22 protein-coding genes, 1 tRNA gene and 1 pseudogene are annotated in these 24761 nt (G+C 69.8%); 5 read left to right on the top strand and 19 right to left on the bottom strand.

Annotation, left to right across the window (positions count from 1 at the left end):
- Positions 1 to 56: 56 nt before the first annotated feature.
- The 13 genes and pseudogenes from D8I30_RS15090 to hppD form a co-directional block, all read right to left on the bottom strand.
- A pseudogene (locus D8I30_RS15090) lies at positions 57 to 2023 on the bottom strand (M1 family metallopeptidase).
- A gap of 53 nt (positions 2024 to 2076) precedes the next feature.
- Positions 2077 to 3345 (bottom strand): multidrug effflux MFS transporter, encoded by a 1269-nt coding sequence (locus tag D8I30_RS03500; RefSeq protein ID WP_121481510.1) that lies wholly within the window; start codon positions 3343 to 3345, stop codon positions 2077 to 2079.
- Positions 3346 to 3593: 248 nt separating this feature from the next.
- Positions 3594 to 4715 carry an HlyD family secretion protein gene (locus D8I30_RS03495; protein ID WP_162938798.1) on the bottom strand — a complete coding sequence of 374 codons (1122 nt, stop codon included), beginning with the start codon at positions 4713 to 4715 and terminating at the stop codon, positions 3594 to 3596.
- Positions 4716 to 4728: 13 nt separating this feature from the next.
- The gene (locus D8I30_RS03490) at positions 4729 to 6432 is read right to left on the bottom strand and encodes an MFS transporter (protein WP_121481508.1); all 1704 of its coding nucleotides are present in this window, start codon (positions 6430 to 6432) and stop codon (positions 4729 to 4731) included.
- Positions 6429 to 6977, bottom strand: coding sequence for a TetR family transcriptional regulator (locus D8I30_RS03485; RefSeq protein WP_240387310.1), 549 nt, complete (start codon positions 6975 to 6977; stop codon positions 6429 to 6431). The genes D8I30_RS03490 and D8I30_RS03485 overlap by 4 nt, the downstream gene beginning before the upstream one ends.
- Positions 6978 to 7126: 149 nt before the next feature.
- Positions 7127 to 7211: transfer RNA gene (locus tag D8I30_RS03480), tRNA-Leu, on the bottom strand.
- Positions 7212 to 7313: 102 nt separating this feature from the next.
- Positions 7314 to 8321 (bottom strand): fumarylacetoacetate hydrolase family protein, encoded by a 1008-nt coding sequence (locus tag D8I30_RS03475; protein WP_121481506.1) that lies wholly within the window; start codon positions 8319 to 8321, stop codon positions 7314 to 7316.
- A gap of 67 nt (positions 8322 to 8388) precedes the next feature.
- A complete protein-coding gene (locus D8I30_RS03470) occupies positions 8389 to 8679 on the bottom strand; it encodes a hypothetical protein (RefSeq protein WP_121481505.1) in 291 nt (96 codons plus the stop codon).
- Entirely contained in the window at positions 8670 to 9143 is a 474-nt protein-coding gene (locus tag D8I30_RS03465) for a methyltransferase family protein (protein ID WP_121481504.1), read from the bottom strand. Before D8I30_RS03465 ends, D8I30_RS03470 begins: the two co-directional genes overlap by 10 nt.
- A complete protein-coding gene (locus D8I30_RS03460; protein ID WP_121481503.1) occupies positions 9140 to 9868 on the bottom strand; it encodes a hypothetical protein in 729 nt (242 codons plus the stop codon). Before D8I30_RS03460 ends, D8I30_RS03465 begins: the two co-directional genes overlap by 4 nt.
- Entirely contained in the window at positions 9865 to 10947 is a 1083-nt protein-coding gene (locus D8I30_RS03455; protein WP_121481502.1) for an isoaspartyl peptidase/L-asparaginase family protein, read from the bottom strand. The genes D8I30_RS03460 and D8I30_RS03455 overlap by 4 nt, the downstream gene beginning before the upstream one ends.
- 146 nt (positions 10948 to 11093) lie before the next feature.
- Entirely contained in the window at positions 11094 to 11279 is a 186-nt protein-coding gene (locus D8I30_RS03450) for a hypothetical protein (protein WP_121481501.1), read from the bottom strand.
- The gene (gene hppD / locus D8I30_RS03445; protein ID WP_121481500.1) at positions 11280 to 12368 is read right to left on the bottom strand and encodes a 4-hydroxyphenylpyruvate dioxygenase; all 1089 of its coding nucleotides are present in this window, start codon (positions 12366 to 12368) and stop codon (positions 11280 to 11282) included. It lies immediately after the preceding gene.
- Positions 12369 to 12579: 211 nt separating this feature from the next.
- Between hppD and D8I30_RS03440 the strand changes: the two genes are divergently transcribed.
- From D8I30_RS03440 to D8I30_RS03430, 3 genes are read left to right on the top strand one after another with little or no spacing between them, the layout of a single operon-like run.
- Positions 12580 to 13161 (top strand): YqaA family protein, encoded by a 582-nt coding sequence (locus D8I30_RS03440; protein WP_121481499.1) that lies wholly within the window; start codon positions 12580 to 12582, stop codon positions 13159 to 13161.
- 36 nt (positions 13162 to 13197) lie between these two features.
- Positions 13198 to 13737: a disulfide bond formation protein B gene (locus D8I30_RS03435; RefSeq protein WP_121481498.1), complete on the top strand. Its 540-nt coding sequence runs from the start codon at positions 13198 to 13200 to the stop codon at positions 13735 to 13737.
- A gap of 9 nt (positions 13738 to 13746) precedes the next feature.
- Entirely contained in the window at positions 13747 to 14337 is a 591-nt protein-coding gene (locus D8I30_RS03430) for a demethoxyubiquinone hydroxylase family protein (RefSeq protein WP_121481497.1), read from the top strand.
- 151 nt (positions 14338 to 14488) lie between these two features.
- Here D8I30_RS03430 and D8I30_RS03425 read toward each other — a convergent pair whose 3' ends face one another.
- The 6 genes from D8I30_RS03425 to D8I30_RS14915 all read right to left on the bottom strand — a co-directional run bounded on the left by D8I30_RS03425 (position 14489) and on the right by D8I30_RS14915 (position 22086).
- Complete coding sequence (locus D8I30_RS03425; protein ID WP_121481496.1) at positions 14489 to 15469, bottom strand: esterase-like activity of phytase family protein; 981 nt, start codon at positions 15467 to 15469, stop codon at positions 14489 to 14491.
- Positions 15466 to 17349 carry a cobaltochelatase subunit CobT gene (gene cobT, locus D8I30_RS03420; protein WP_121483368.1) on the bottom strand — a complete coding sequence of 628 codons (1884 nt, stop codon included), beginning with the start codon at positions 17347 to 17349 and terminating at the stop codon, positions 15466 to 15468. The genes D8I30_RS03425 and cobT overlap by 4 nt, the downstream gene beginning before the upstream one ends.
- A 266-nt stretch (positions 17350 to 17615) precedes the next feature.
- Positions 17616 to 17906: a hypothetical protein gene (locus tag D8I30_RS03415; protein ID WP_121481495.1), complete on the bottom strand. Its 291-nt coding sequence runs from the start codon at positions 17904 to 17906 to the stop codon at positions 17616 to 17618.
- A 4-nt stretch (positions 17907 to 17910) separates the two neighbouring features.
- Positions 17911 to 18243 (bottom strand): hypothetical protein, encoded by a 333-nt coding sequence (locus D8I30_RS03410; RefSeq protein WP_121481494.1) that lies wholly within the window; start codon positions 18241 to 18243, stop codon positions 17911 to 17913.
- A gap of 150 nt (positions 18244 to 18393) precedes the next feature.
- Positions 18394 to 21258 (bottom strand): M16 family metallopeptidase, encoded by a 2865-nt coding sequence (locus D8I30_RS03405; RefSeq protein ID WP_121481493.1) that lies wholly within the window; start codon positions 21256 to 21258, stop codon positions 18394 to 18396.
- Between the two features lie 90 nt (positions 21259 to 21348).
- The gene (locus tag D8I30_RS14915; RefSeq protein ID WP_162938797.1) at positions 21349 to 22086 is read right to left on the bottom strand and encodes a hypothetical protein; all 738 of its coding nucleotides are present in this window, start codon (positions 22084 to 22086) and stop codon (positions 21349 to 21351) included.
- Between the two features lie 218 nt (positions 22087 to 22304).
- Here D8I30_RS14915 and D8I30_RS03395 point away from each other — a divergent pair, with 218 nt between their 5' ends.
- Both D8I30_RS03395 and D8I30_RS03390 read left to right on the top strand, forming a co-directional pair.
- Positions 22305 to 23246, top strand: coding sequence for a DUF3883 domain-containing protein (locus D8I30_RS03395; protein ID WP_121481491.1), 942 nt, complete (start codon positions 22305 to 22307; stop codon positions 23244 to 23246).
- A gap of 216 nt (positions 23247 to 23462) precedes the next feature.
- Positions 23463 to 24632 carry a Shedu immune nuclease family protein gene (locus tag D8I30_RS03390; protein WP_121481490.1) on the top strand — a complete coding sequence of 390 codons (1170 nt, stop codon included), beginning with the start codon at positions 23463 to 23465 and terminating at the stop codon, positions 24630 to 24632.
- Positions 24633 to 24761 lie beyond the last annotated feature (129 nt).

Genomic DNA, 24761 nt, shown 5'->3' with positions numbered 1-24761 from the left:
GGGCAAATCGCCCTGCATCCTCCCCCGCTCGGCGGGGGAGGATCAGGTCAGTTCGCTCAGGGCCGCCCCACCACCTGATCGACGGAGTTGCTGGTCACCGGGTGATACAGCGGCCGCGCCTTGGCGTAGATGCGCGTGGCGATGGGGCGGCCCCAGTCGCCTTCGGCCCACAGGGTCTGGAACAGGGGCAGGACGAATTTGCGCCGGCCCTGGCTGGTCAGGAAGCGGTCGGCCACGGCCACGGCGGGCTCGTAGCGGTTGGCCAGGGCCGCCTGCAGCCAGGCGAAGGTCAGTTCGGCGTTGCCTTCGCTGTCCAGCTTCAACGTGCTTTCCAGGTCGGCCAGCTGGGCCGGGGTCAGCCAGTCGACGCCCGCCGCCAGGCCCTCGGGTCGCCACGACAGGAAGCGCAGCCGCTGCTGGGTGTTCCAGTCCTTCCACGGCACGGCCGAGGCCGGCCCCTTGGCGACGTAGAAGGCGCGGGCCGCCGCATCCACCGGCTCGAAGGCTTGCGACACCGGGGCCTCGACATTGTCGGGCAGGCCCGGCTCATAGACCCAGGCGTTCAGCATCAACCTCTGCTCAAGCGCCGGATCGCCCTTCACCAGGTGGGCGCGGATGTCTTCCAGGAAGCGCTCCGACGTCATCGGCCGCCAGGCGTTGCGCTCGAAATAGCCGCGCAGCCAGGCGTCGAACTTCTCGCGCCCGGCGATGCGTTCGAGGGTGCGCAGGAAGGCGGCGCCCTTGTCATAGGCGATGGTGTTCATGCCCTCGTCGGGGTCGCGCCCTGCCAGTTCGAGATGCAGGCGGGTGTCGGCGGGGGCCAGCGCCTTCAGCTCGTCCTGCAGCCCGCCCCAGGCCAGCACCTGCTCCTGCAGCGCCGCCTCGCGGCCGTAGACCGCCTCCATGATCCGGTTCTCGAAATAGGAGGTGAAGCCCTCGTTCAGCCAGAAGTCGTCCCAGGTGGCGTTGGTCACCAGATTGCCGGACCAGGAATGCGCCAGCTCGTGCGCCACCAGCGATACCAGCGACCGGTCGCCGGCGATGATGGTCGGGGTGGCGAAGGTCAGGCGCGGATTCTCCATGCCGCCGAAGGGGAAGCTGGGCGGCAGGACCAGCAGGTCGTAACGGCCCCAGCGATAGGGGCCGTAGAGCGCCTCGGCCGCGTCGACCATCTGCGCCGTCGGCTCCAGCTCCCACTGGGCGGCCTTCAGCTGGCTTGGTTCGGTCCACACGCCGGTGCGCGCGTCGAACGAGGCGAAGGCCAGGTCGCCCACGGCGACGGCGATCAGATAGGGCGGGATCGGGTTGTCCAGCTTGAAGCGCCACGCCTTGGTCCCGGCGCCCGCCGCCTCGCCCTGGGGGGCAGTTGTTCGGCCGCCATGACGACCGTCAGGTCGGCCGGGGCGACGATGCGGGCGCTGTAGGTCTGGCGGATGCCGGGGCTGTCCTGGGTCGGAATCCAGGTGCGGGTCAGGATCGCCTGGCCCTGGCTGAACAGATAGGGCTTCTGGCCGCCCGCCGTCTGCTGCGGGCTCAGCCACTGCAGCGCCGAGGCGTCGGGCCGGGTGGCGTAGGCGACGACGATCTTCTGCGTCTCGTCGCCCTGGAAGGCGGGAAGGCGCACGCTCAGCGGCTGGCCCTTGATCGGGTCGGCCTCGCCCAGGCTCCATTCAAGGGCGCGGCCCCGGCCGTCGGTGACGCCCTTGATGTCCAGCATCTTGGCGTCCAGCACCACCTCGGTCGCGCCAGGGCGGCCGGTGACGTCCAGCGTCGCCTTGCCCGACAGGGTCTTGGCGGCGAAGTCGGCGGCCAGGTCCAGGTCGACGTGCGTCACCCGGGCCTCGGCGGGGCGGGCGTAGGAGTGGGCGTCGTCGACGTAGTCGGCGGCGGGCCGAGACGCCGCAGCGGCGGCTTCAGGCGCCATGGCGTCGCCTCCCGGCGTGGTAGCGCAGGCGCCCAGCGACGTGGCGAGGGCGGCGGCGAGGGCGAGGGCGGAAACCCGCCCGACCAGCTTCAGGGTCATCGAACGCTCCGTGTGCAGATGCGCTCGAAAAAGGCTCCCTCGCGCCCGAAAGATCAAGCCTTTGCTGCGACCGGGGGCAGGTGGTGGGCGCGGAACAGCCGCCCCTTCTCGGCCGCCAGCACCAGCGCCAGGGCCAGGAGGCCCAGGACGGCGAAGCCGACCGTCATCGGCACGGTGGTGCCGTCGAAATGCTGGCCGATGGCGAAGCCCAGAAGGGCGCCGCCGATGGTCGAGATGAAGCCCTGCGCCGAGGAGGCCGTGCCCGCGATATGGCCCATGGGCTCCATGGCCATGGCCCCGAAATTGCCGGCGATGAAGCCGAAGCAGAACATCTTGCAGGCCTGCAGGGCGGCGAACATCCAGAGACTGTCGTGCCCGGCATAGGCGACGGCGGCGTGCAGGGCGCTGAAGCCGATGAAGCCCAGCAGGGCGGTGTGCGCGATCAGGCGCGAGCCCAGCGCCTCGACCAGGCGCGCGTTCAGGACGGAGGCCACGGCGATGCCCGCCGCCACCAGGGCGAAGACGACCGGGAACAGGCCCGGCGCCCTGAACACGTCGAAGAAGATCTGCTGCGAGGAGTTGATGAAGCCGAACAGCGCCCCGCTGATGACCGTCATGGCCAGGGTGTAGCCCATGCCCAGCCGGCTGGTCAGGGCGAAGCGGAAGGCCCCGGCGATGCGGCCCAGGTTGACCGGCATCCGGTCCTCGGGATGCAGGGTCTCGGGCAGGCGCAGGGCCGCCCACAGCAGGAAGGCGCCGCCGAACAGGGCGAAGACGCCGAAGATCCAGCGCCAGGGCGCGACCAGCATGATCAGCTGGCCCACCGTCGGGGCCAGGATGGGCACGCCCAGGAAGACCAGGAAGCTCAGCGACATGACCCGCGCCATGGTGCGCCCGGCGTAGCGGTCGCGCACGATCGACACGGCCAGCACCCGCGTCGCCGCCGAACCGAGGCCCATGCCGATGCGCGACAGGATCAGCCACTCGAACGAATGGGCGAAGGCGGCCAGGATGCTGAAGGCGACGTAGAGGCCGATGCCGGCGAACAGCACCGGCCGCCGCCCATAGCGGTCCGACAGCGGGCCGTAGAACAGCTGCGCCCCGCCGAACCCCAGAAGATAGGCGGTGATGACCCACTGGCGGCTGTTCTCATTGGCCACCCCCAGGTCCTCGCCGATGTGCGGCAGGGCGGGCAGCATGGCGTCGATCGCCAGGGCGTTGAGCGCCATCATCACGGCGATCAGGCAGACGAACTCGGCGAAACCCGGCCCCGTGGGCTTGGCGGCCCCGGTCGGGGCGGAAGGAAGGGGGGCGGTGGTCATCCGGCCCAGATGCGGGCTGCGACAGGCTGACGCAACCCTGCGACGGTGAAGATTTGCGCACTGCAGCAATTAAGTCAGGCGGCGGGCGGCGGTTTCGAAGCTTGTTCGTTCCACCCTCCGCTCATCCCGGCGGAGTCCGGGATCCGGCGCTTTGGCTTCAAACGGCTCCGGTCAAATGGATGGGGCGCTGCTCTGCGTTCTTACTGGGTCCCGGCCTCCGCCGGGACGAGCGGGATTAGGGTCGAAGCCTAGCCCCGCACCTTGATCCGCGCCGTCACCGACATGCCGGGGGCCAAGCGCTCGACGCCCGCCTGGCCGGGATCGACGGCGATGCGAACGGGAATGCGCTGGGCCACCTTGGTGAAGTTGCCGGTGGCGTTGTCGGGGCGGATGACGCTGAACTCGGACCCCGTGGCGGGCGAGATGCGTTCGACCTCGCCGGTCAGGACGCGCCCGCCCAGGGCGTCGACGGTGATCTCGACCGGCTGGCCCACCCGCACGTCGCGCATCTGCGTCTCCTTCATATTGGCCGTGACCCAGACCACGTCGGGGACCAGGGCGGTCAGTTGGGTTCCCACGGCGACCTGCTGGCCCTGGCGCACCGTCACCTCGCCCAGCCGACCGTCGCGCGGGGCGGTGATGCGGGTGTTGTCCAGGTCGATCTGGGCCAGGCGCACCTGGGCGCGGGCGTTCTCGACGGCGGCCTCCAGCGAACCGCGCCCGACCACGACCGAGGTCACGCCGGTCTGGGCCACGCCCTCGGCGGCGCGGGTCTGGGCCAGCTGGGCCTCGGCGGCGCGCAGGGCGTTCTGGGCGACATCGACCTGGGCCTGGGCGACCCAGCCGCCCTGGAACAGGGTGCGCACGCGGGTCGCATCGGCGCGGGCCTTGGTCACGGCCGACTGGGCGGCGGCGACGGCGGCGCGGCTCTCGGCCACCGAGCCGCGCGCCGAGGCCTGGCTCTGGGCCGAGTTGGCCAGGGCGGCTTCGGCCGAATGCAGCGCGGCCTGGGCCTGCTCCAGCCGCTGGCGATAGATGCGGTCGTCGATGGTCGCCAGCAGCTGGCCCTGCTTGACCGTCTGGAAGTCCTGCACCTCGACCGTGGTGACATAGCCGCTGACCTGGGGGCTGATGATCGTCACCTGGCCGCGCACATAGGCGTTGTCCGTCGTCTGGGGCCCGCCGTCGAACGGCGGCAGGCGCCAGGCGTGCAGCACCAGGCCGATGCCCACGACCGCCATGGCGATCAGCACCACGGTCCACATGACACGGCGGCCGCTGGACGGGGCGGGCGTCGGCGCGGCTGACGGCGGCGCGGCGGGAGCGGGAGCGGGGGCGGGAGCCGAGGGAGGAGGGGCGGCGTCGGTCATGGTCGTGTCCGGGTCATTCGACGGCGGCGGCCGCGGCGGAGGCGGCCGTCTCGGAAGCGGTCTGGGCGTGGCGTCGGGCGGCGCGGCGCGCCTCCAGGCGGGGGCGGAAATGGTTGAGGGCGACCCAGGCGGCGCCGACGGCGGCGGCCCCCGAGATCAGCAGGAAGACGTCGTTGTAGGCCAGCACCTGGGCCTGCTGGCTGATCTGCTGCTGCAGCAGGCGCAGGGCGGCGCCCTGGCGCTGGGCCGCGTCGCCGATGACATGGGCGTAGGCGCCGCCCAGCTGCTGCAAGCGCAGCACCGTCTCGGGATCGCCCAGGCTGACGCCCTCGCTCAACTGGTTGGAGTGGAACTTCTCGCGCAGGGTCTGGATCGTGCCGACCAGGGCCGAGCCCATCAGCCCGCCGACGTTCTGGCCGATGGAGAAGACGACGATGAAGCTGACCAGGTTCTTGCCGCCGGTCTGAAGCACCTGGCCGAAGCCCAGGATCATGGTCGGGCCGATGAAGAAGGCGGCGGCGAAGGCCAGCAGGGCCTGGCTGAAATAGAGGTTCGTCGGCCGCGTGAGCACCGTGGCGTGGCTGTCGAGGAAGGCGCCCACGGCGATCAGGGCCAGGGCGATGGAGACGGGCTTCCACAGCTTCATCGGGTTCAGGGTGAAGGCGCTGACCAGGGTCCCCGCCGCCGTGGCGATCAGCATGACCAGGAACAGCCCCTGCATCTGCTGCGGCCCCAGGCCCATCTGCTGCAGGAAGCCGACGGCCCCGGTCGTCTGCTCCGACAGGACGATACGCACCAGCAGGATGGCCAGGATCAGGCGCACGATGTCGCGCCCGGCCAGCCACTTCAGGTCGATCAGCGGATTGGCCCGGTTGTATTCGATCAGCACGGCGGCGGTCAGCAGGACGATGGCCCCGACCAGAGCACAGCCGATCCACGCCGCCTCGGTCCACCAGACGATGCGCCCCAGCCCCAGCACCGCGGTCAGCAGGGCCACCCCCGGCGCGAATAGGGCGAAGGTGACGAAGTCCAGCCTCTCGAACGCCCGCACCCGCTGGGCCGGCGGCATCCGCAGGGCGAAGACGGCGGGCAGGGCGACCAGCACCAGCCCCAGCTCGAACATGTAGAAGGCCCGCCACTGGTCCAGGTCCAGCAGGCGCGTCACCCCCAGCCGGGCCAGGGGGATCGCCAGGCTGGACAGGCCCACGCCGATGATGATGCCCTTCAACCGGTGCTGCGCCGGAAAAGCCTGGACCAGATAGAGGATGCCCAGGGTCGACATCCCCGCCGCCGCGATCCCGGCGACGCCGCGCACCACCAGGGTCGAGCCGAAGTCCTCCAGGAACAGGTGCGCCGCGGCGGTCGCCAGGAAGACGACCATGATGATCTCGGCGAACAGGCGCAGGCCGTACTGCATGCGGAACTTGACCAGCAGCAGGTTCATGCAGGCGTTGGTCATGACGAAGACGACCGGCAGCCAGGCGGCCTCGGTCGTCGTCACCCCCAGGGCGCCCGCCAGCTGCGGCAGGTCGGCGGTCACCGCCGCATTGCCCAGGCTGCCGGTCAGGGCGACCAGCACCCCGACGAAGGCATAGGCCAGCCGCCAGGGCAGGGGATGGTCCGGCGTGGCGGGCGATCCGGGCAGGGCGGGCCGCTCGTGCGGCTTGAGGGTGGCGAGGAACGTCTCCCACGGCAGGTCCCAGTCGCGGCGGCTCATGCGGCCTCGCCTCGGGGCCGCACCGCGTCCAGCACCAGCGCCAGCGAGCGGCGGCTCAGGGCCTCGCGGTCCTCGGCCCGCACGGTGCGCGACGGGGCGCCCAGCATCAGGGCGAGGACGCGGATGTCCTCGACGGTTAGGTCGGGCCGCACCCGTCCCGCCGCCTGGGACACGGCCAGGGCCTCGGACCCCGCCGCCTTCAGCCCCTGGCGAATCGGAGCCAGGGCCTCGTCCGCCAGGTCGCGGATGGCGCCGGACAGGCCCGCGCTGTCGAGCATCAGCCCCGTCATCTGCTCCAGGAACCAGACGAAGACCTCGGGATCGTCCAGCCGCTCGCGCGTGCGCCGGGCCAGGGCGTCGATCTGCTTCAGGAAGACCGCCAGCGCCAGCTCCGACCGATCGGCGAAGTTGCGATAGAGGGTCGCCCGCCCCACGCCCGCCTCCTCGGCGATCAGGTGCAGCGGCGCGTCGAGCCCGTCGCGCGCGAAGGCCGCCTCGGCGGCTGCCAGCAGCCTTTCACGGCGTTCCGCGGCGTCTTGTCGCAAGGGGCGGGTCATGGCGCGCTAAGTGGACACTTGTGTCCGCTTGTTCAAGGGGTCTTGTCCCTTGAATGCGCAAGTCGCGCGCACGCTGCACCGCAGGGGCGGCGTATTCACGGACGGATTATGAAGGGGAGGGGCGGCTCGGAAGCCGATGGTGCCGGTGGTCGGACTCGAACCGACACTCCTTGCGGAACCGGATTTTGAGTCCGGCGCGTCTACCAATTTCACCACACCGGCACGGCTTGGCTCAAGGCGGCGCAATCTAGCGGCGGCTGGGGTCGCGTCAATCGACGAAGCGCAGCCGCCGCCAGTTTTTCGTCTGAGGGTCCGTCTGGCGGTTCAGACCGCCGCCACCGTCTGCTCGATGGCGCCGAACAGGGTGTGGTTCTTCTCGTCCAGCATCTCGATGCGGACGGTGTCGCCATGCTTGAGGAAGGGGGTCTTGGCCGCGCCGGTCTGGATGGTCTCGACGGTGCGGATCTCGGCGATGCAGGAATAGCCCAGGCCGCCCTCGGACACCGGCTTGCCGGGGCCGCCGTCGGCGTCCTTGTTCGACACCGTGCCCGAGCCGATGATCGTCCCGGCGCCCAGGGCGCGGGTCTTGGCCAGGTGGGCGATCAGGGTGCCGAAGTCGAAGGTCATGTCGACCCCGGCGTCGGCGCGGCCGAAGTCCTGGCCGTTGACCTGCACCAGCAGGGCGCCGTGCAGCTTGCCGTCCTTCCAGCGGTCGCCCAGGGCGTCGGGCGTGACGAAGACCGGCGACAGGGCGCTGGCCGGCTTGGACTGGACGAAGCCGAAGCCCTTGGACAGTTCCGCCGGGATCAGGTTGCGCAAGCTCACGTCGTTGACCAGGCCGACCAGGCGGATCGCCGCCAGGGCCTCTTCGCGGCTGGCGCCCAGGGGCACGTCGCCGGTCACGACCACGATCTCGGCCTCCAGGTCGCAGCCCCAGGCCTCGTCCTTCAGCGGGATGGCGTCGCGCGGGGCCAGGAAGCCGTCGGAACCGCCCTGATACATCAGCGGGTCGGTCCAGAAGCTCTGCGGCATCTCGGCCCCGCGCGCCTTACGCACCAGTTCGACGTGGTTCACATAGGCCGAGCCGTCGGCCCACTGATAGGCGCGCGGCAGGGGGGCGGCGGCCTCGTGCTCGCGGAAGCGGCCGCGCGGCACGGCTTCGTGCTCCAGGCTCTCGGCCAGGGCCCGCAACAGAGGTTCGCAGCGCTCCCAGTCGTCCAGCGCGGCCTGCAGCGTCGGGGCGATCAGGAAGGCGTCCGTGAACCAGTTCAGGTCCTTGGAGACGACGACGAGGCGGCCGTCACGGCCGTGCTTGAGCGAGGCGAGTTTCATAGGGCGAAGCTAATCTTGGCGAAGGCGGTTGGAAAGCGGAGACATGGTCGGCGCGGACGCCGTTCGATCAACTGTTCGGGGGCGCGATGACGGCGCGGGCCTCGGCGCCGGTGCGCAGGGCCGGGTCGCGCACCTCGACCTCGACGGCGATGGCGCCGGCGGGTTCATGTGCCCACAGGTAGCGGCGCTCGATCTCGACCACGCGGCCCGAGGGGGCCATGCCCTCATAGACGTCGCCCCAGGGGGTGACGGCCTTCAGTTCGACCCAGCGCAGGCCGCAGGCGGCGTCCAGCTCCTCGATGGCCATTTCCGACAGTTCGTCGGCGTGGGGGGCGGGCGTCTCGGGGGTCACAGCCATCGACGGACCTTTCCTTTGTAGGCCGCGTAGGCGGCGCCGAACCTGGCCGCCAGATAGCGTTCCTCGCGGGCGATGACGAAGCGGTCGATCACGATCAGGCAAGGGAACAGCAGGGCCAGGGCGACGGGGCTGTCCATGGCGACGGCGAAACCCGCGTAGGTGATGGCGAAGCCGAGATAGATCGGGTTGCGGCTGACGGCGTAGAGGCCGCCCGTGGCCAGGGCCGTGGTCGGCTTCCACGGCTCGGGCGGGGTGCCCAGGCGGCGGAAGGTCCCCGCCGCGATCCCGTCCAGCAGCAGGCCGCCGATCACCAGGACGAAGGCCAGGCCGCGCCGCCAGTCGACCGCCAGGCCGAAGGAGGGCTCATGGATCAGCCGGCCGATGCCGAACCCGGCCAGCAGGAAGGCCAGGTAGATCAGCGGCGGGGGTGCGATGACCCCAGGCGTATCAGTCTTGCCGATCATTGCGAGGCCGGTTCCGCTTCTGGCTCGGCTTTGTCGGCGGTTATCACCTGGGCGATCATTTCGCGCATCTCTTGCTTGAGGGCCGTGCGCTGCTGATCAGCCATGAGCCAACGGGTAACCGGGACGAGTTGTCCGCCGCCGCCGCCGTTCATGCCGTTCATGGTCGCCTGGATTCCGTGGGAGCAAATCCACCAAGCGCTCGCTCTCCCCGCGAAGATAGGCGAGCCATCGCCAAGACGCTCGAACGCAGCGAGCTGGACGGCAGGCGCGAAGAGGCCTTTAAAGGCATCAGGATCGGTTTGGTTGATGGTCATGTCCACTATCTGAAGTCCGCCGCGGGCTGACCTGTCGATGCACGAATAGCCATCCCAAGTCCCGCGCAGCCGTCCCAGTTGGAACCAATAGGCGCCTTCCCCCAAATTCGTCTTTGCAAGGCGCCGGCCCATTTCCATGAGGTAAGGCGGTGGCGCCGCCTCACCCATAGCCCGAACCTCGGCGATGACCGCTTCGTCTTCGTCGGCGGGGCGGGCGACCATGGCCTGAAGGCCAGTGTAGATAGCCGTCCAATTGCCGGCATAAACGGCGCCTGGTTCAGTTTCCCCGCGTGCGGCGGGGACCGCGACCGTGCGTCCGGCGAAGGGCTGCTGCGCTGTCACGGGCGTGCCGACAATGCCGGCCGTCGCGGCTGCGGCTAAGGCCGCAAAGATGATGACCTTCCGGCTCAACGCCGGCCCTCTTCGTCGCCGTAGATGGCCACGCGGGCGGGCGAGGTCGAGGACACGGCCCCGCGATACATGCCCGAGGTGTTCATCGAGAAGGCGTGGACGCCGTCCTTGCCCATGACGATGACGCCGCCGTCGCCGCCGATGCTGCCGACCTCGGCGATTTCGGCGTCGGCGGCCTGCTGGACGCTGGCGCCCTCGGCGGTGCGCTGGCAGATGTCCCGCGCCACGGTGGCGCGGATGAAGTATTCGCCCGCGCCCGTCGCCGAGACGGCGCAGCCGTCGGCGTTGGAGGCGTAGGTCCCGGCGCCGATGATCGGCACGTCGCCGACCCGGCCCCAGCGCTTGCCCGTGGTGCCGCCGGTCGAGGTGGCCGCCGCCAGACGGCCCTGGCTGTCCATGGCCACGGCGCCGACGGTGCCGAATTTGCGCTCGTCCAGCGGGGCTTCGTTGAGGTTGAAGGCCAGGGGCGCGGCCGGGCCTTGGCGGGCCGGCTCGGCCGGGGCGCCTTCGGGACGCGGCGGCACGGGCTCGCCGCGTTCGGTCAGGGTGCGGACCAGGGCCTGCCAGCGGCTCTCGGTGAAGAACCAGGACGGGGCGACCTCCTCCAGCCCGACCGAGCGGGCGAAGGTCTCGGCGCCTTCGCCGATCATCATGACGTGGGGCGACTTCTCCATCACGGCGCGGGCGGCGGCGATGGGGTGGCGGGTGCGGGTCAGGCCGGCGACGGCGCCGGCGGTCAGGTCCGGGCCGCTCATCACGGCGGCGTCCAGCTCGTTCTTGCCGGCCGAGGTGAAGACGGCCCCGCGCCCGGCGTTGAACAGGGGGTTGTCCTCCATCGTCTCGACGGCGGCCTGGACCGCGTCCAGGGCCGAGCCGCCGCGCGCCAGCACGGCCGAGCCGGCGTCCAGGGCCGCCTGCAGCCCGGCGCGATAGGCCGCGTCCCGTTCGGGGCTCAGCTGGGCGCGCTCGATCACCCCGGCGCCGCCGTGGATGGCCAGCGACCATTGCGGCGCGTCTTGAGCAAGGGCGGGCGAGGCCAGGAGGGCGGCGGCCGCGGCGGCGAAGACGACGGATTTCATTTCAAGCTCCCCATTCATTCTCCTCCCCATTTCATGGGGAGGTGGATCGGCCGCGCAGCGGACGAGACGGAGGGGCTGTTTCAAGCCGCTCAACCCCTCCACCACTTCGTGGTCCCCCTCCCCATTCCATGGGGAGGAAAGCAAGGCTAGCGCTTATGGTGCAGGCGTCGCCAGAGGCGGTGGGCCAGGATGGGGGCGAAACCGCAGACGAGGGCGGCGGCCAGGACCATCCAGAAGCCCCCGCCCAGCCAGTATTCGCCCGCGAGGGCCCCGGCCCCGGCGGCCAGAAGCGGGCCGAGCCAGGGCAGCCAGTGCGGCGGTCGCAACTTCATTCAGGCGTCGACCTTGATGACGCCGCGACGGATCTGGTCCAGCTCGATGGAGTCGAACAGGGCCTGGAAATTGCCGTTGCCGAAGCCCTCGTTGCCCTTGCGCTGGATGATCTCGAAGAAGATCGGGCCGAAGGTGTCCTGGGTGAAGATCTGCAGCAGCAGGCCTTCCTCGTCCGAACCGTCGATCAGGATGCGGTTCTTCTTCATCCGCTCCACGTCCTCGCCGTGGCCCGGCAGGCGCTTGTCGATCAGTTCGAAATAGGTGTCGATCGTGTCCTGGAAGGCCACGCCGCGGGCCTTCATCGTCTCGACCGTCTCATAGATGTTGTCGGTCGTCAGGGCGATGTGCTGGATGCCTTCGCCGTTGTAGCGACGGATGAATTCCTCGATCTGGGAATTCTCGTCCTGGCTTTCGTTCAGCGGGATGCGGATGGCGCGGTCGGGCGCGATCATGGCCTGAGAGAACAGGCCCGTCGCCTTGCCCTTGATATCGAAATACTTCTGCTCCTCGAAGTTGAACACCGAGTGGTAGAAGCCCGACCAGGTGCGCATCTCGCCGCGACGCACATTGTGGGTCAGGTGGTCGAGCACCTGCAGGCCGACGCTGTTCTTGCGCTCGGCCTCTTCCCAGCCCTCGATCTCGTCCCAGGCGTCATAGAGGGAGCCGTGCTCGCCGTACTGGTCGACGACATACAGCAGCGAGCCGCCGATGCCCTGCAGCACATAGGGGTAGTCGCCCGCCAGCGCCCCGCCGTGCACGCCCTCGGCGGCGCGGGCGCCGCGCGCCAGCGCGCCCTCATAGGCGGCCTTGGCGTCGGCGACGCGGAAGGCCATGCCGTTGGCCGAGGGGCCGTGGTCCCTGGCGAAGTCCGCCGCCTGGCCCTTCGGGGCGCGGTGGACCAGCATGGTGATGTCGCCCTGCTTCAGGCGCACCACGCCGTTGGCCGGGTTCACATGGGTCTGGGTGAAGCCCATCAGCTCCAGGCGCGAAATCATCGCTTCCGGCTCGGGGCCGGTGAATTCGACGAACTCGAAGCCGTCGACGCCGAGGGGGTTTTCCTGGTCGAGCTTGGCGGCGGCGTCCTGCATGACGCGTCTCCTCTCATTGTCTTATGCGCGGCCCGTCGCCTTGCCGGGCGGGCCGCTGATTGAGGCGGAACCTAATGGCCGTCCCCCGTGGCGCGCAAGGCGGGCCGTCGCCGAAGCGGCACACGTTCCGGTGTCGCAGCCCCTCGCGCCCCTCCGCGCGGGCTGCTATCGGGGCGGCATCAGAGGCGGGGGCCTCGATCGGGACGCCTGAATGCTTCGCAAGCTGTACGACTGGGTCTTCTCCCTGGCCCGCCACCGCCACGCCACCCGGTCCCTGGCCGTGGTCGCCTTCGCCGAAAGCTCGGTCTTCCCCATTCCGCCGGACGTCATGCTGGCGCCCATGGTCCTGGCCCGGCCGGACCGCGCCTATTTCTACGCCATGGTCTGCACCGTGGCCTCGGTGCTGGGCGGCCTGCTGGGCTACGCCATCGGCTACTTCCTGGAGCCGGTCGGCCTGTCGATCCTGGCCTTCCTGGGCAAGGCCGACACCTTCGAGACGTCCAAGGCCCTGTTCCAGCAGCACGGGGCCTGGGTGATCCTGATCAAGGGACTGACTCCGATCCCGTTCAAGCTGGTCACCATCGCCTCGGGCATCTTCCAGTTCAATCTGGCGCTGTTCATCGCTCTGTGCGTCCTGACGCGCGGCGCCCGCTTCTTCCTGGTGGCCTTCGTGCTGCGGCGCTGGGGGCCGCCGATGCTGGCGATCGTGGAGAAGCGGTTGGCCCTGTTCACCGTGCTTTTCCTGGTGGTGCTGGTCGGCGCCTTCTTTATGGTCAAGCTTATCGGACACTGATCGACGCCGGACGCAGCCCGGTTTATGAGGGGCCGGATGAGCGCGCTTTACAAATTGCTGACCCGCTGGTGGACGGCCTTCGCCCTGGCCGCCTCCCTGGCCATGCTGGGGGCGGCTCACGCCTTCGAGCGGTTCGCGGGCCTGGCGCCGTGCAACCTGTGCCTGCGCCAGCGCGAGGTCTATTGGGCCGCCGTGGCCATCGCCGGGGCCGCCACCTTCTGGGCCGTGTTCAGCCGCGCCAGCCGCGGCACGCCGCGCATCGCCTCCTTCCTGCTGGCCGTCGTCTTCCTGACCGGAGCCGTCACGGCGGGCTATCACGCCGGGGGCGAGCTGAAGTGGTGGGCCCTGCCGGCCACCTGCGCCGCCGCGCCGACGACCGCCATCGACCTGTCGTTGCTGACGGCCCTGGCCGAGGGCACGGGCGGCAGCACGGGCTTCGTCTCCTGCGGCGACGTTCCCTGGAGCTTCGCCGGTCTGTCGATGGCCGGATGGAACCTTGTCATCTCCCTGGCGCTGGCGGTGTTCAGCCTGCTGGCGGCGAAACGTCCCAAGGACGCCCGCGCGCCCAGGAGCTAAGGGAATGCCATGACCGAAGCCGCCGAATCCGTCGCCGACGCCCGCCGCATCCCCCTGCCGCGCCCCGGTCCGGGCCAGGACAGGGCGCGTCTGGCCGAGATGCTGCGCGTCGACCACGCGGGCGAGTTCGCCGCCGTCCACATCTACCGCGCCCAGCGCGCCGTGCTGGAAGGCCGCAAGGGCAAGGACGCCATCGCCGCCGACCTGACCGAGATGGAGGGCCACGAGGCCGTCCACCTGGCCCGCTTCGAGGCCCTGCTGACCGAGAACCGCGTGCGCCCCACGGCCATGATCCCGCTGTGGAAGCTGGCCGCCACGGCGCTGGGCGCCGGCACCGCCCTGATCTCGGAAAAGGCCGCCCACGCCTGCACCGAGGCGGTCGAGAGCGTCATCGAGCAGCACTACGCCGACCAGATCGAGGAAATCCGCGAGCGCGACCCCGAACTGGCCGCCGAACTGACCCGGTTCCGCGAGGAGGAGCTGGCCCACCACGACCACGCCGTCGCCCACGGCAGCCGCGAGGCCCCGGCCTATCGCCTGCTGAGCAGCGTCATCAAGGCCGGCTGCAAGGCCGCCATCAAGATCAGCGAGCGGATCTAAAACCCTTCTCCCCTTGTGGGAGAAGGTGGCAGGCGAAGCCTGACGGATGAGGGGTTTCTCCTCAGCGGATCGTGAGAGGCGGGTTATGGCGCGCAACCCCTCATCCGACCTCGCTGCGCTCGGCCACCTTCTCCCACAAGGGGAGAAGGACTCAGTAGGCCACGTCAAACGCCAGCATCAGCGTCTTCTGCGCCGGATTGGCGTTGTCGTCGGACAGGAGGTAGAGGCGCACGCCTTCACCCTGAGCCTCGGCGGCGACGCCCTCGAAATTATCGGCCAGGCCCGGCAGCTTCAGCTCGACCAGCACCGGACCCAGGGCGCCGTCCTGGGCCATGCGCCGCACGCGGGCGCGCAGGTCGAACGGCGGCCGCCACGCGCGCTGCACCGCGAACCAGCCGTCGCCGCCGGGATCGCGGGTCAGCCCGGTCAGCCGCCAGTCGCCCGCGCCGGGCGCCGCGTCCGGCGGCGCGGCCACGACGCGGCAGCCCTCAAGCGAACAGTCCCACACACCGCCGTCCTCGCCGCCGACGCGCCAGCCGTCCGGCGCGGCGGCCAGGGCCTCCATGCCTGCGTTCAGGGGGAAGTCCGCCGCCGGATGCGGCCGGGCCTCGGGCCGGGCGCGCATCGTCTCCAGCGGGCCGTAGCTCCAGATGCGGTGGTCGCGTTCGAAGCTGACCAGCACCTCGCCGTCCTCGGTCAGGGCCAGGCCCTCGGCGTCGCCGTCGGCCTTGTCGGCGATGGGCGTCCCGTCGGCCAGGGTCAGCCGACGCACCCGCAGGTCGTCCAGCCCGGTCAGCCGCCCCGCCTCGTCCAGGGCCAGCCGCCCGCGCACCAGCGCGCCGGAGTCCGACACGGCCAGGAAGCCGCCGTCGCCGGTCAGCGTCAGGTCCGACAGGCCGTGCAGGGCCGAGACGGGGGCGGCGATCAACTGCACCCCTCCGGCGAAGCGCACGCCCTTCGCCAGCCTGGCCCCGCCGGGCCAGCCCAGCCCGACCTGGCGGGTCGCGCCGCCCGCCGCCGCCCAGCCCTCGGCCTGGGCCTCGGGCGTCCACGGATGCGACGACACGGCCGCCCCGGCGCAGGCGGCCAGGGCGAGGGAGATCAGGGCGGCGACATAGAGGCGGCGGTTCACGCCGCGCGCTTGTGCGGACGGCGCCCGCCCTTGCTGCTGACGCTCTTCGCCTCGGCCTCGAACAGTTCGGCCAGCTTTTCGGTCATGGCCCCGGCCAGTTGTTCGACGTCGACGATGGTCAGGGCGCGGCGGTACCAGCGCGTCACGTCGTGGCCGATGCCGATGGCGATCAGCTCGACCGTGCTCTGGGTCTCGATCCGCTCGATCACCTGGCGCAGGTGCTTGTCCAGATAGAGGGCCGAGTTGGCCGACTGGGTGGAATCGTCCACCGGGCTGCCGTCCGAGATGACCATCAGGATGCGGCGCTGCTCGGGCCGGGCCAGCAGGCGATCGTGGGCCCAGGTCAGCGCCTCGCCGTCGATGTTCTCCTTGAGCAGGCCCTCGCGCATCATCAGGCCGAGGTTCTTCTTGGCCCGGCGCCAGGGGGCGTCGGCGGCCTTGTAGATGATGTGGCGCAGGTCGTTCAGGCGGCCCGGATTGGCGGGCTTGCCGGCGCTGATCCAGGCCTCGCGGCTCTGTCCGCCCTTCCAGGCGCGGGTGGTGAAGCCCAGGATCTCGACCTTGACCCCGCACCGCTCCAGCGTCCGCGCCAGGATGTCGGCGCAGACCGAGGCTACCATGATCGGCCGCCCGCGCATCGAGCCCGAATTGTCGAGCAGCAGGGTCACCACCGTGTCGCGGAAGGGGCTCTCGCTCTCCATCTTGAACGACAGGGGGCTGGTCGGATCGGTGATGACGCGGGTCAGGCGCGCCGTGTCCAGCATCCCTTCCTCGAGGTCGAACATCCAGCTGCGGTTCTGCTGGGCCAGCAGCCGCCGCTGCAGCTTGTTGGCCAGGCGCGAGACCACGCTGCCCAGGGTCGACAGCTGGGCGTCCAGCAGGGCGCGCAGCCGATCCAGCTCCATCGGATCGCACAGGTCGGCGGCGTCGATGGTCTCGTCAAAGGCGGTGGTGAAGGCGCGATAGACGTCGACGGCGCGGCCGTCGTCGGCCGTCTGCTGGCGGTTGGGACGGTCGCCCTCGCTCAGTTCGGGGCCGTCCTCCATCCCTTCGCCGTCGGGCTCGGCCGGGGCGCCGTCGGGGCGAGCCTGGCGCTCGTCCTCGGCGGACTGGTCGTCGGCGGTTCCTTCCAGAGACTCGCCGCCCTCGCCGCCGTCCTCTTCCTCCTGCTCATCCTCGTCGGCCTGGTCCTGCTGGTTCTGATCGGGCTCGTCCTCGCCCTCTTCCTCGCTGGAGTCGGGCGTCTCGGCGTCGCCGGCGTCCAGGTCCAGGGCGCGCAGCAGGTCCTTCAATCGGGCGCCGAAGGCCGCCTGGTCGTCGCCGGCGGCGGCCAGGGCGTCCAGCTGCCGACCCGCCTTGGTCTCGAGGTCGGCGCGCACCTTGTCCAGCATGGCGCCGGCGCCGTCGGGCGCCCGCTCGCCGCTCAGCCGCTCGCGCAGCAGCAGCGCCGCCGCTTCGGCCAGGGGCACGCGCTCGGCCTCGGCGCGCAGGGCGCCGCTGCGCTCCAGCCGGGTCAGCAGGGCGGCGTCCAGGTTGCGCCGCACCCCCTTCAGCTCGCGCGCGCCGACGGCTTCGACCCGCGCCTGTTCGACCGCGTCGAACACCTCGGCCGCCGCCGGATCGGCGGGGCGCAGGCGGGCGTCCAGGGCGTCGTCGTGATTGGCCAGGCGCAGGGCCAGCCGGTCGGCCTGGCCGCGTAGGGCGGCGCTTTCAGGCGCGGCCGGATCGCGCGGCGGATGCGGCAGGGTCAGGACGCCCTTGGACAGCTTCGGCCCGTCCGAGCCGAAATGCACTTCCAGCTCGGCCTGTTCGGCCAGGGCCCGCGCGGCGTGCGCCAGGGCGCGCTTGAAGGTCTCGACGGGGGTCTCTGCGGCGGCCATGGGCCACACATAGACGATGCCGCGCCGGGGGAAAGGGGGCGCGGCCTCCCCGACGTGGAATCGCGCGCGCGAGGAGGTCTAGCGCCGGGCCTCGGAGGCGCGCGCTCGACCGGAACCAGCCGGCGGAGGTCCTGCTCACATTGGGCGCGGTCGGCGCGCCGCCATGGCGGAGCGCGCGGGCAGCCTCGCCTGGGGCGACGGCCGGATGGCCGGGATCAGGGGAGCGGAGCCAGCATCATCAGGCTTGCTCGGCGCCGTTGGCGGGATCAGTCGCTGTTGAGACGACCGAGGCGCTGCATGTCCTTCAGCATGTCGCTGGCCATGCGCTCGCGTTCGCTGCTGTTGACCGGAACCTCGCGGCAGACGCGGCGCGAAATGTTGGTGTCCATGGCCCGCTCGCGGGAGCAGACTACGCGCGTCGGGCCGTCCGGCAGGGTCGGGGCGCGGGCCGCGATGACGCGGACGGGGGCGCGGGGCGCGGTTACAGGCACCGGCGCGACCGGCGTCGCTTCGGGCGACTGGGACAGGGCGATGACGGCGAGAAGGGAGATCAGCATGGCTTCAGTTCACCGACCGGCCGCCGGGTTGGCGTTGATTGGGCCCATTTTCTGCGTTCAGACCAATGCTCTGCAATTGCTGCAGGTAGTCGCCCGCCATGCGTTCGCGGCCCGAGTTGTTGATGGGCACCTGGCGGCAGACGCGGCGCTGGATGTTGCTGTCCATTGCGCGTTCGTAGCCGCACACCCTTCGAGTGGGGCCGTCCGGCAGGGACGGGGCGCGGGCCGTGATGGCGCGCGACGGGGTGCTGGAGACCACGCGCGGGCGGGCCTCTTCTTCATTCTGAACGGCCGACGAGGCCAGCAAGGCAAGGACGGCGGCGGCGATCGTGAACATCGGTGGCTTCCTTCCAGCGTGATCATCCACGATGCACTGTTGCGCGCAATTTGACAACACCGTTACCTGAAAGGCTCAGCTTGGGCCAAACGGAAACGGCCGGCGGGTCGTCCCGCCGGCCGTCTCTTCCTCATGTCGGCTCGACTGCGCCTACTGGGCCGTCGTCGGCGCCTCGGCCGAACGCACCTCGACCGGCAGGCCCAGGGCGTCCAGCTGCGGCTTGACCACGGAGGCGTCGCCGACCACCACCCAGACGAAGCGGGCGGGGTCGATGGCGGCGCGGGCGGCGGCGTCCATCTGTTCCGCCGTCAGGGCGTTGATGCGGCCCGCCAGCGTCTCCTGATAGTCGTCCGGGCGGCCGTACAGGGCGTTGGAGCGCAGGGCGTTCAGGACCTGGAACGAGGTCTCATAGCTGCCCGACAGGGCGCGTGTGTCGCCCAGGACGGTGCGCTCGCGCTCGGCCGCCGTCACGCCGTCGGCGCCCAGGAAGCGCTCGTACTGGCCGATCAGGGCGGCGATGGACTCGCCCGTGCGGTTGGCCTGGACCGGGGCGTTGACGATGTAGGGCGCGCGGTTCTGCAGCTGGTTGATCGTGCCGCGCACGCCGTAGGACCAGCCCTTGGTCTCGCGCAGGTCGGCGTTGATCCGCGATAGGAAGTCCGTCCCCAGCACGGTGTTGGCCGTGGTCAGGGTCAGGTTGTCGTCGGTGCCCGACACCGGCAGCACCTGACCGCCATAGATCAGCGACTGCGGCGACTGCGGACGGTCGATCAGGACGATGCGGGCCGCGGTCTGGGGCAGGGCGGCGTCGAACGCCTTGGTCCCCTTGGCCGTCGCTGGGGCGCGCCAGTTGCCGAAAGCGGCCTCCAGCTGCGGCTTCAGCTCGGCCAGCGGCAGGTCGGACACCACGAACAGCCTGGCGTTGTCCGGGCGGATCCAGCGGGCGTGTTCGGCTATCAGGTCGTCGCGCGACAGGCTGCGGATCACCGCCTCGTCGCCCGTGCCGCTGAACGAACGGCCATAGGGGTGGGTTTCGCCATAGATCAGCGGCGGCAGGGCGCGGCCGGCGAGGGCGGCGGGTTGCGTCTTCTCATTGGCCAGGCCCGCCAGGCGGGTGGCGCGCAGGCGCTCGATCTCGGCCGGGGCGAAGGCGGGGTTGCGCACCACGTCCGACAGCAGGGCCAGCGAGGGCTGAAGGTTGGTGGTCACCGCCGACAGATTGGCCACGGTGCGGTCCATCGAGGAGCCGACGGAGACGCTGGCGCCCAGACGCTCCTGCGCCTCGGCCAGGGCCTTGGAATCGCGCGTCGTCGTCCCTTCCTGCATGACGTTCAGCATCAGGGTGTGGGCGCCCAGGCGGTCGGCGCGGTCGGCGGCCACGCCGGCGTCGAACTCCAGCGCCACGCGCGTCACCGGCACGGTGGTCGAGCGGGCGTAAACGATCTCGATGCCGTTTGACAGGGCGGCGCGCTCCACCGCCGGGAAGTCGACGTTGGAGACCTGGCCGATGGCCGGGGCGGGATCGCGGGCGACGCGCTGGATCGGCGCGGCGGGCGTCGGGGTCGCGCCCGACGGGGCGGCGGCGGCCTCGACATAGGCCTCGCGCTCGCCCGGCATGACGATCTGGCTGTAGACGGGGCGGCTCAGCCACTTCCTCATCGCGGCCTGGACCTGGGCCGGGGTCACGGCGGCGTAGGCCGCTAGCTCCTTCTTGTAGAAGTCGGGATCGCCCGCATACAGCTGACCCTCGGCCAGGACCGAGGCCTTGCCGTTGGCCATCTCCAGGCCCTGGATGCGCTGCGAGGCGTAGCGCGTCACCACGCGGTCGATCTCGTCCTGGGTCGGGCCGTTGGCGATCAGGTCGGCCAGGACGGCGTCCATCCGCTGGGCCACGGCGTCGGCGTCGGCGCCCGGCTTGACCACGGCCAGATAGCTGAACATGCCGAGGCGCTGGAACACCTGATTGTTGGCCGAGACGCCGGAGGCGATCTGCTCGTCGCGCACTAGGACGTTGTCCAGGCGCGAGCTGGCCAGCCCGCCCAGCACCGCGGCGCCGACGCTCAGCGGCACCGAGTCCGGATCGCCCAGGCCGGGCACGGCCCAGGTGCGGCTGATGCGGGTCTGGGCCACGCGGTCGTGCAGCACCTGTTCGATCGGCGCCGCCAGGGTCGGCACGGACGCCGCCGCCGGGGTGTTGACCGGGCCGCGCGCGATGGCGCCGAAGTATTTCTGGGTCAGTTCGCGGGCCTTGGCCTCGTCGATGTCGCCCGACAGCACCAGGACGGCGTTGTTGGGGCCGTAGTTCTGGCGGAACCAGTCGCGCACCGTCTCCATGCTGGCCGCGTCCAGGTCGGCCATCGAGCCGATGGTCGAGTGGCGATAGGGGTGGCCCTCGGGGAACAGGGCTTCCAGGGTGGCGTAGTAGGTCAGGCCGTAGGGCTGGTTGTCGCCCTGGCGCTTCTCGTTCTGGACGACGCCGCGCTGCAGATCCAGCACCTCCTGGCTGACCTGGCCCAGCAGATAGCCCATGCGGTCGGATTCCAGATAGAGGGTGTACTCCAGCGCCGGGGTCGGCACCGTCTGGAAATAGTTGGTGCGGTCGAACCAGGTCGTGCCGTTCAGGCCCGTGGCGCCCGCCGCGTTCATGGTCTGGATGTGGCTGGACGGCGAGTTCTCGGAGCCGCCGAACATCAGGTGCTCGAACAGGTGGGCGAAGCCGGTCGAGCCCTTGGGCTCGTCCTTGGAGCCGACATTGTACCAGACCGACACCGCCACCACCGGCGCCTTGCGGTCCTCGTGGACCAGGACGGTCAGGCCGTTGTCCAGCTGAAAGCGCTTCCACGGAATGTCGACGCGGGCGATCAGCTCCGAGACCGGCGCCCCGCGCAGGGGCTCGGCCTGGGGCGCGGCCTGGGTCGTTGGCGCGACGAAGGCGGTCGCCGCGGGCGCGGCCAGGACGGGCGTGCTGACGGCCAGCAGGGCGGCGAGCGCAACGGAAGAGGCGGCAAGGCGCATGGTTTTCAGTCCCCAACGGATGATGCTGGGCCGAACCTTAGCCGCGCGAGCGCTCCCGGCAACGCGACACATCGTTATATGACAGATTGTTCATGATCGGGCGGCCGCCGCCTTCAGCGCCTCCAGCGCCGCCTTCGCCTCCCGCAACTCCCGCCCGGCCTGGTCAGCCTCGCGCCGGGCGGCCATCAGTTCGTCCAGGTGGAAGTTCTTCTCCGTCGCCAACTGACTCCAGTAGAGGGATTTCAGCTCATACTCGGGGTCGTCGTATTTCGACTCCGGCGTCATGGCGAAGCGCGCGCTCATCATCTCGCCGTTGAACCGCGCCGCCAGCAGCACCTCCAGCGGCGTGTTCTCGAGGGTGTTCGCCTTCTCCTGCCGGTCCATCAGCCGCAGATAGACCTCGGCCAGCCGCGCCAGGCCCTGCGCCTCCGGCAGCCGCCGCATCAGCATGGCCCGACCCGAGGCGATCATCGCCGTCGAGGCCAGCGCCACCGCCTTGCCCTCGTGCGCGCCCTCGGCCGTCAGCGGCGCGAACAGGGCCTGGACCAGCGCCGCCTCGGCCGCCGCATCCGCCGCCGCCTTCGCCGTTTCGGCCGCCTCCTGCGCCGCCGCGCGCGCCTTGGCCGTCTCGATGGCGATCTGGTCGCCCCAGTCGCGCTTGGTCGCGCCATGCACCGTGATCCGCTTGCGCAAGGCATGGCCCGACACCCGCCACCGCTCGCTCAACTCCGGCACGGTCGCCCCGTTGCGATATTCGTCGAGGATGATCTCCCACGTCGCCCGCGACAGCCGGTAATGGGCCGGCCCGCCCTTCAGCTTCCCGCTCATCCGCCCAGCATGGCGCCGCCGGAAGGTAGGGCGCGCCGATCCCCCCGATCCGGCCCCAACCCGCAATGCGAGGCTCAACGTCTTCTCCCTCCCCTTCATGGGGAGGGTGGTCGACGCGAAGCGGAGACCGGGCGGGGCGGGCCGGGCCCGGTGCTCCACCCGCTCCCCGCCTGGCCAAGCTCCCACGGCAAAGCTAACCTCCGATAGGCGGAGGGGCCATGATCGACCCATCTAAGGTAGGAACCGACTGGCAGGCCGACGAACTCGACGCGATCGTCGCGACCTATTTCGCTATGCTGGCCGCCGAACTGTCGGGCCGTCCCTACGTCAAGGCGCATCACACGCGCGACCTGATGGCGCGCACGGGCCGGTCGCACCGCTCGGTCGAGTTCAAGCACATGAACCTGTCCTCGGTGCTGGCCGACCTCGGCCTGCCGACGATCCGCGGCTACAAGCGCAAGGACAACATCCAGGGCGCGATCTTCTCCGCCGTCGAACGCTACCTCGACGCCCACCCCGAGACTTGGAGCCTCGGCCTTTCCCTTTCCTCCCCATGGAATGGGGAGGGGGACCGTGAAACGGTGGAGGGGCCGACGCCACGCGGGCCTTCAGTTCACGAACCGGCCCGGCCCTTCGCCTCGCCATGGAGCCAGCCGGACGCGCCGCCGCCCGCCATCCTCCCCATCTCCGCCCCGCCGCCGCTCGGCCCGGCGCGCAAGCCCCGGCCCGACGGCCTCGCCCGCATCGTCCGCAAATACGACCCCGCCGCCCGCGACCACCGCAACCGCGCGCTCGGCCAGTGGGGCGAGCACCACGTCTTCCACCATGAACGCGCCTATTTGATCGCCCACGACCGCCCCGACCTAGCGCGCAAGATCGAATGGACGTCCCAGGAGCGCGGCGACGGCGCCGGCTACGACATCCGCAGCTTCGACCCGGCGGGCCGCGAGCGCCTGATCGAGGTCAAGGCCACGCGCGGCGGCCCCGCCACCGACTTCTTCCTGACCCGCACCGAGCGCGAGGTCGCGACCGAACGCCCCGACGCCTGGCGCCTCTACCGCCTCCACGACCTCGCCGCCGCGCCAGGACTGTTCCAGCTCAAGGCCCCACTCGAGGCGGCGGTGACGCTGACGGCGGAGACGTGGCGGGCGGGGTTTTGAGGGCGGGTGCACCAAGTGCTAACATTGGATGTTCGCCGCGGAGTGGACATAGAAGTGCCGGCCCAGTTCGCCAACAGCCCAAGCCGCCGATCTCTGTCTAGCTTGGCGATTCTCTCGCCCGGACGCCTAGGACCGAACGCCCAGAAGCAGTCTCTACTGTAGCTTTTATTGCTGTCGTCAATCGTCTAGCTTGATGTTGTAACGACGGGGAGCGTGATGGACGACAGCGAACGCGATTTCCATTTCAATAAGCAGCCAAACACGACCTATTTTTCCAAGCGTATCGTGTCGCCGTTTCGTGAGCCCGTGCGCATACTCTCAAGCGTGGTTGAAACGGCTGGTGCATTGCGCTTTGCCAAAGTAAAGGATGAAATCCTACTCCGCGCCACTCCCGGGGGACGTGTGGAGATCAAGGCAGCAGTCCTTGAGGATGATCGGAGCATCGAGACGCTCACCATCCAGAAGTTCACCCCTGCTTCTGGCCCCAGTGACAAGGTGCATTTCACTTTTCTGGGTCGTGAGATCGACGCCCTGCTAGAATTTATGGCAGGCGTGAAGACCATCGATTTCGGCGGAGACGGCAAAGGCAAGCTGTCCCGTGAGGCGGTGCGGACCGTCGTACTCACCGCAGCCCAAGCCCATCAGATTTTTAGCACAAACCAAGATCTCTTCATCGAGCTAGCAGAGCGCGAGGACCTCCAGCGTGACCTCATCGCCGTAGGATATCGACGCGGTCAGCTCGATCGGTTCGAAAAGATGCTGGCAGACCGCACCGCGTTCGCTGCCGAACAAGCCCGCTACGACAAGACGCCGGAAGCCACTTGGCAGGCGTTTTTTGAAGAGAACACTTGGATATTTGGGTACGGCTTGACCTACCAGTTCTTGTCCGGTCTCGACGAGAAGCGGCTTGAGCAAACCGTTCGCGGTGCCGATATTTCCGGCCCAGGAAAGCGGATAGATGCGCTTATGAAAACGCGTGGGATCATCAGTTCATTATGCTTTGTAGAAGTAAAACGACACGACACTGATTTACTGGATTGCAGTAAGCCCTATCGTTCAGGCGCTTGGGCCGTCTCCAAGGAATTGAGCGGCGGTGTCGCTCAGGTCCAGACTACGGTAGCCGACACCTTAGATCGCCTGTCAAGAGCAATCACGGTCAGCGATGCGGACGGAGATCCGACTGGCGAGCTTCTGTTTAACGTTCAACCAAAGTCATTTTTGGTGATCGGTCAACTAAGTGAGTTCCAGTCGGACAGGGGAATCAACCAGCCAAAGTTCCGGTCGTTCGAGATGTTCCGGCGTGAGATGCGGTCACCTGAAATTATAACGTTTGACGAGTTACTGAACAGAGCGCGGTTTATCGTGGATCACCCTATCACGAGATAAGCCGCCGAAGGGGCCAACCAGCGCCGGTAGCGGATGGCGGGCCAAATCTATTCCTCCCCTCGCGCAGTCAGGCCACACAGTGCTCTCGCGGCTGTGGGGAACGTCACCTTCGCACGCCCCCTCGTTCCG

Origin of the sequence: Brevundimonas naejangsanensis (assembly GCF_003627995.1) — a bacterium.
In the GTDB taxonomy this organism is placed as follows: Bacteria; Pseudomonadota; Alphaproteobacteria; order Caulobacterales; family Caulobacteraceae; genus Brevundimonas; species Brevundimonas naejangsanensis_B.
Note: the sequence above shows the minus strand (reverse complement) of the source record. Positions and strands in the feature narration are given on the sequence as shown.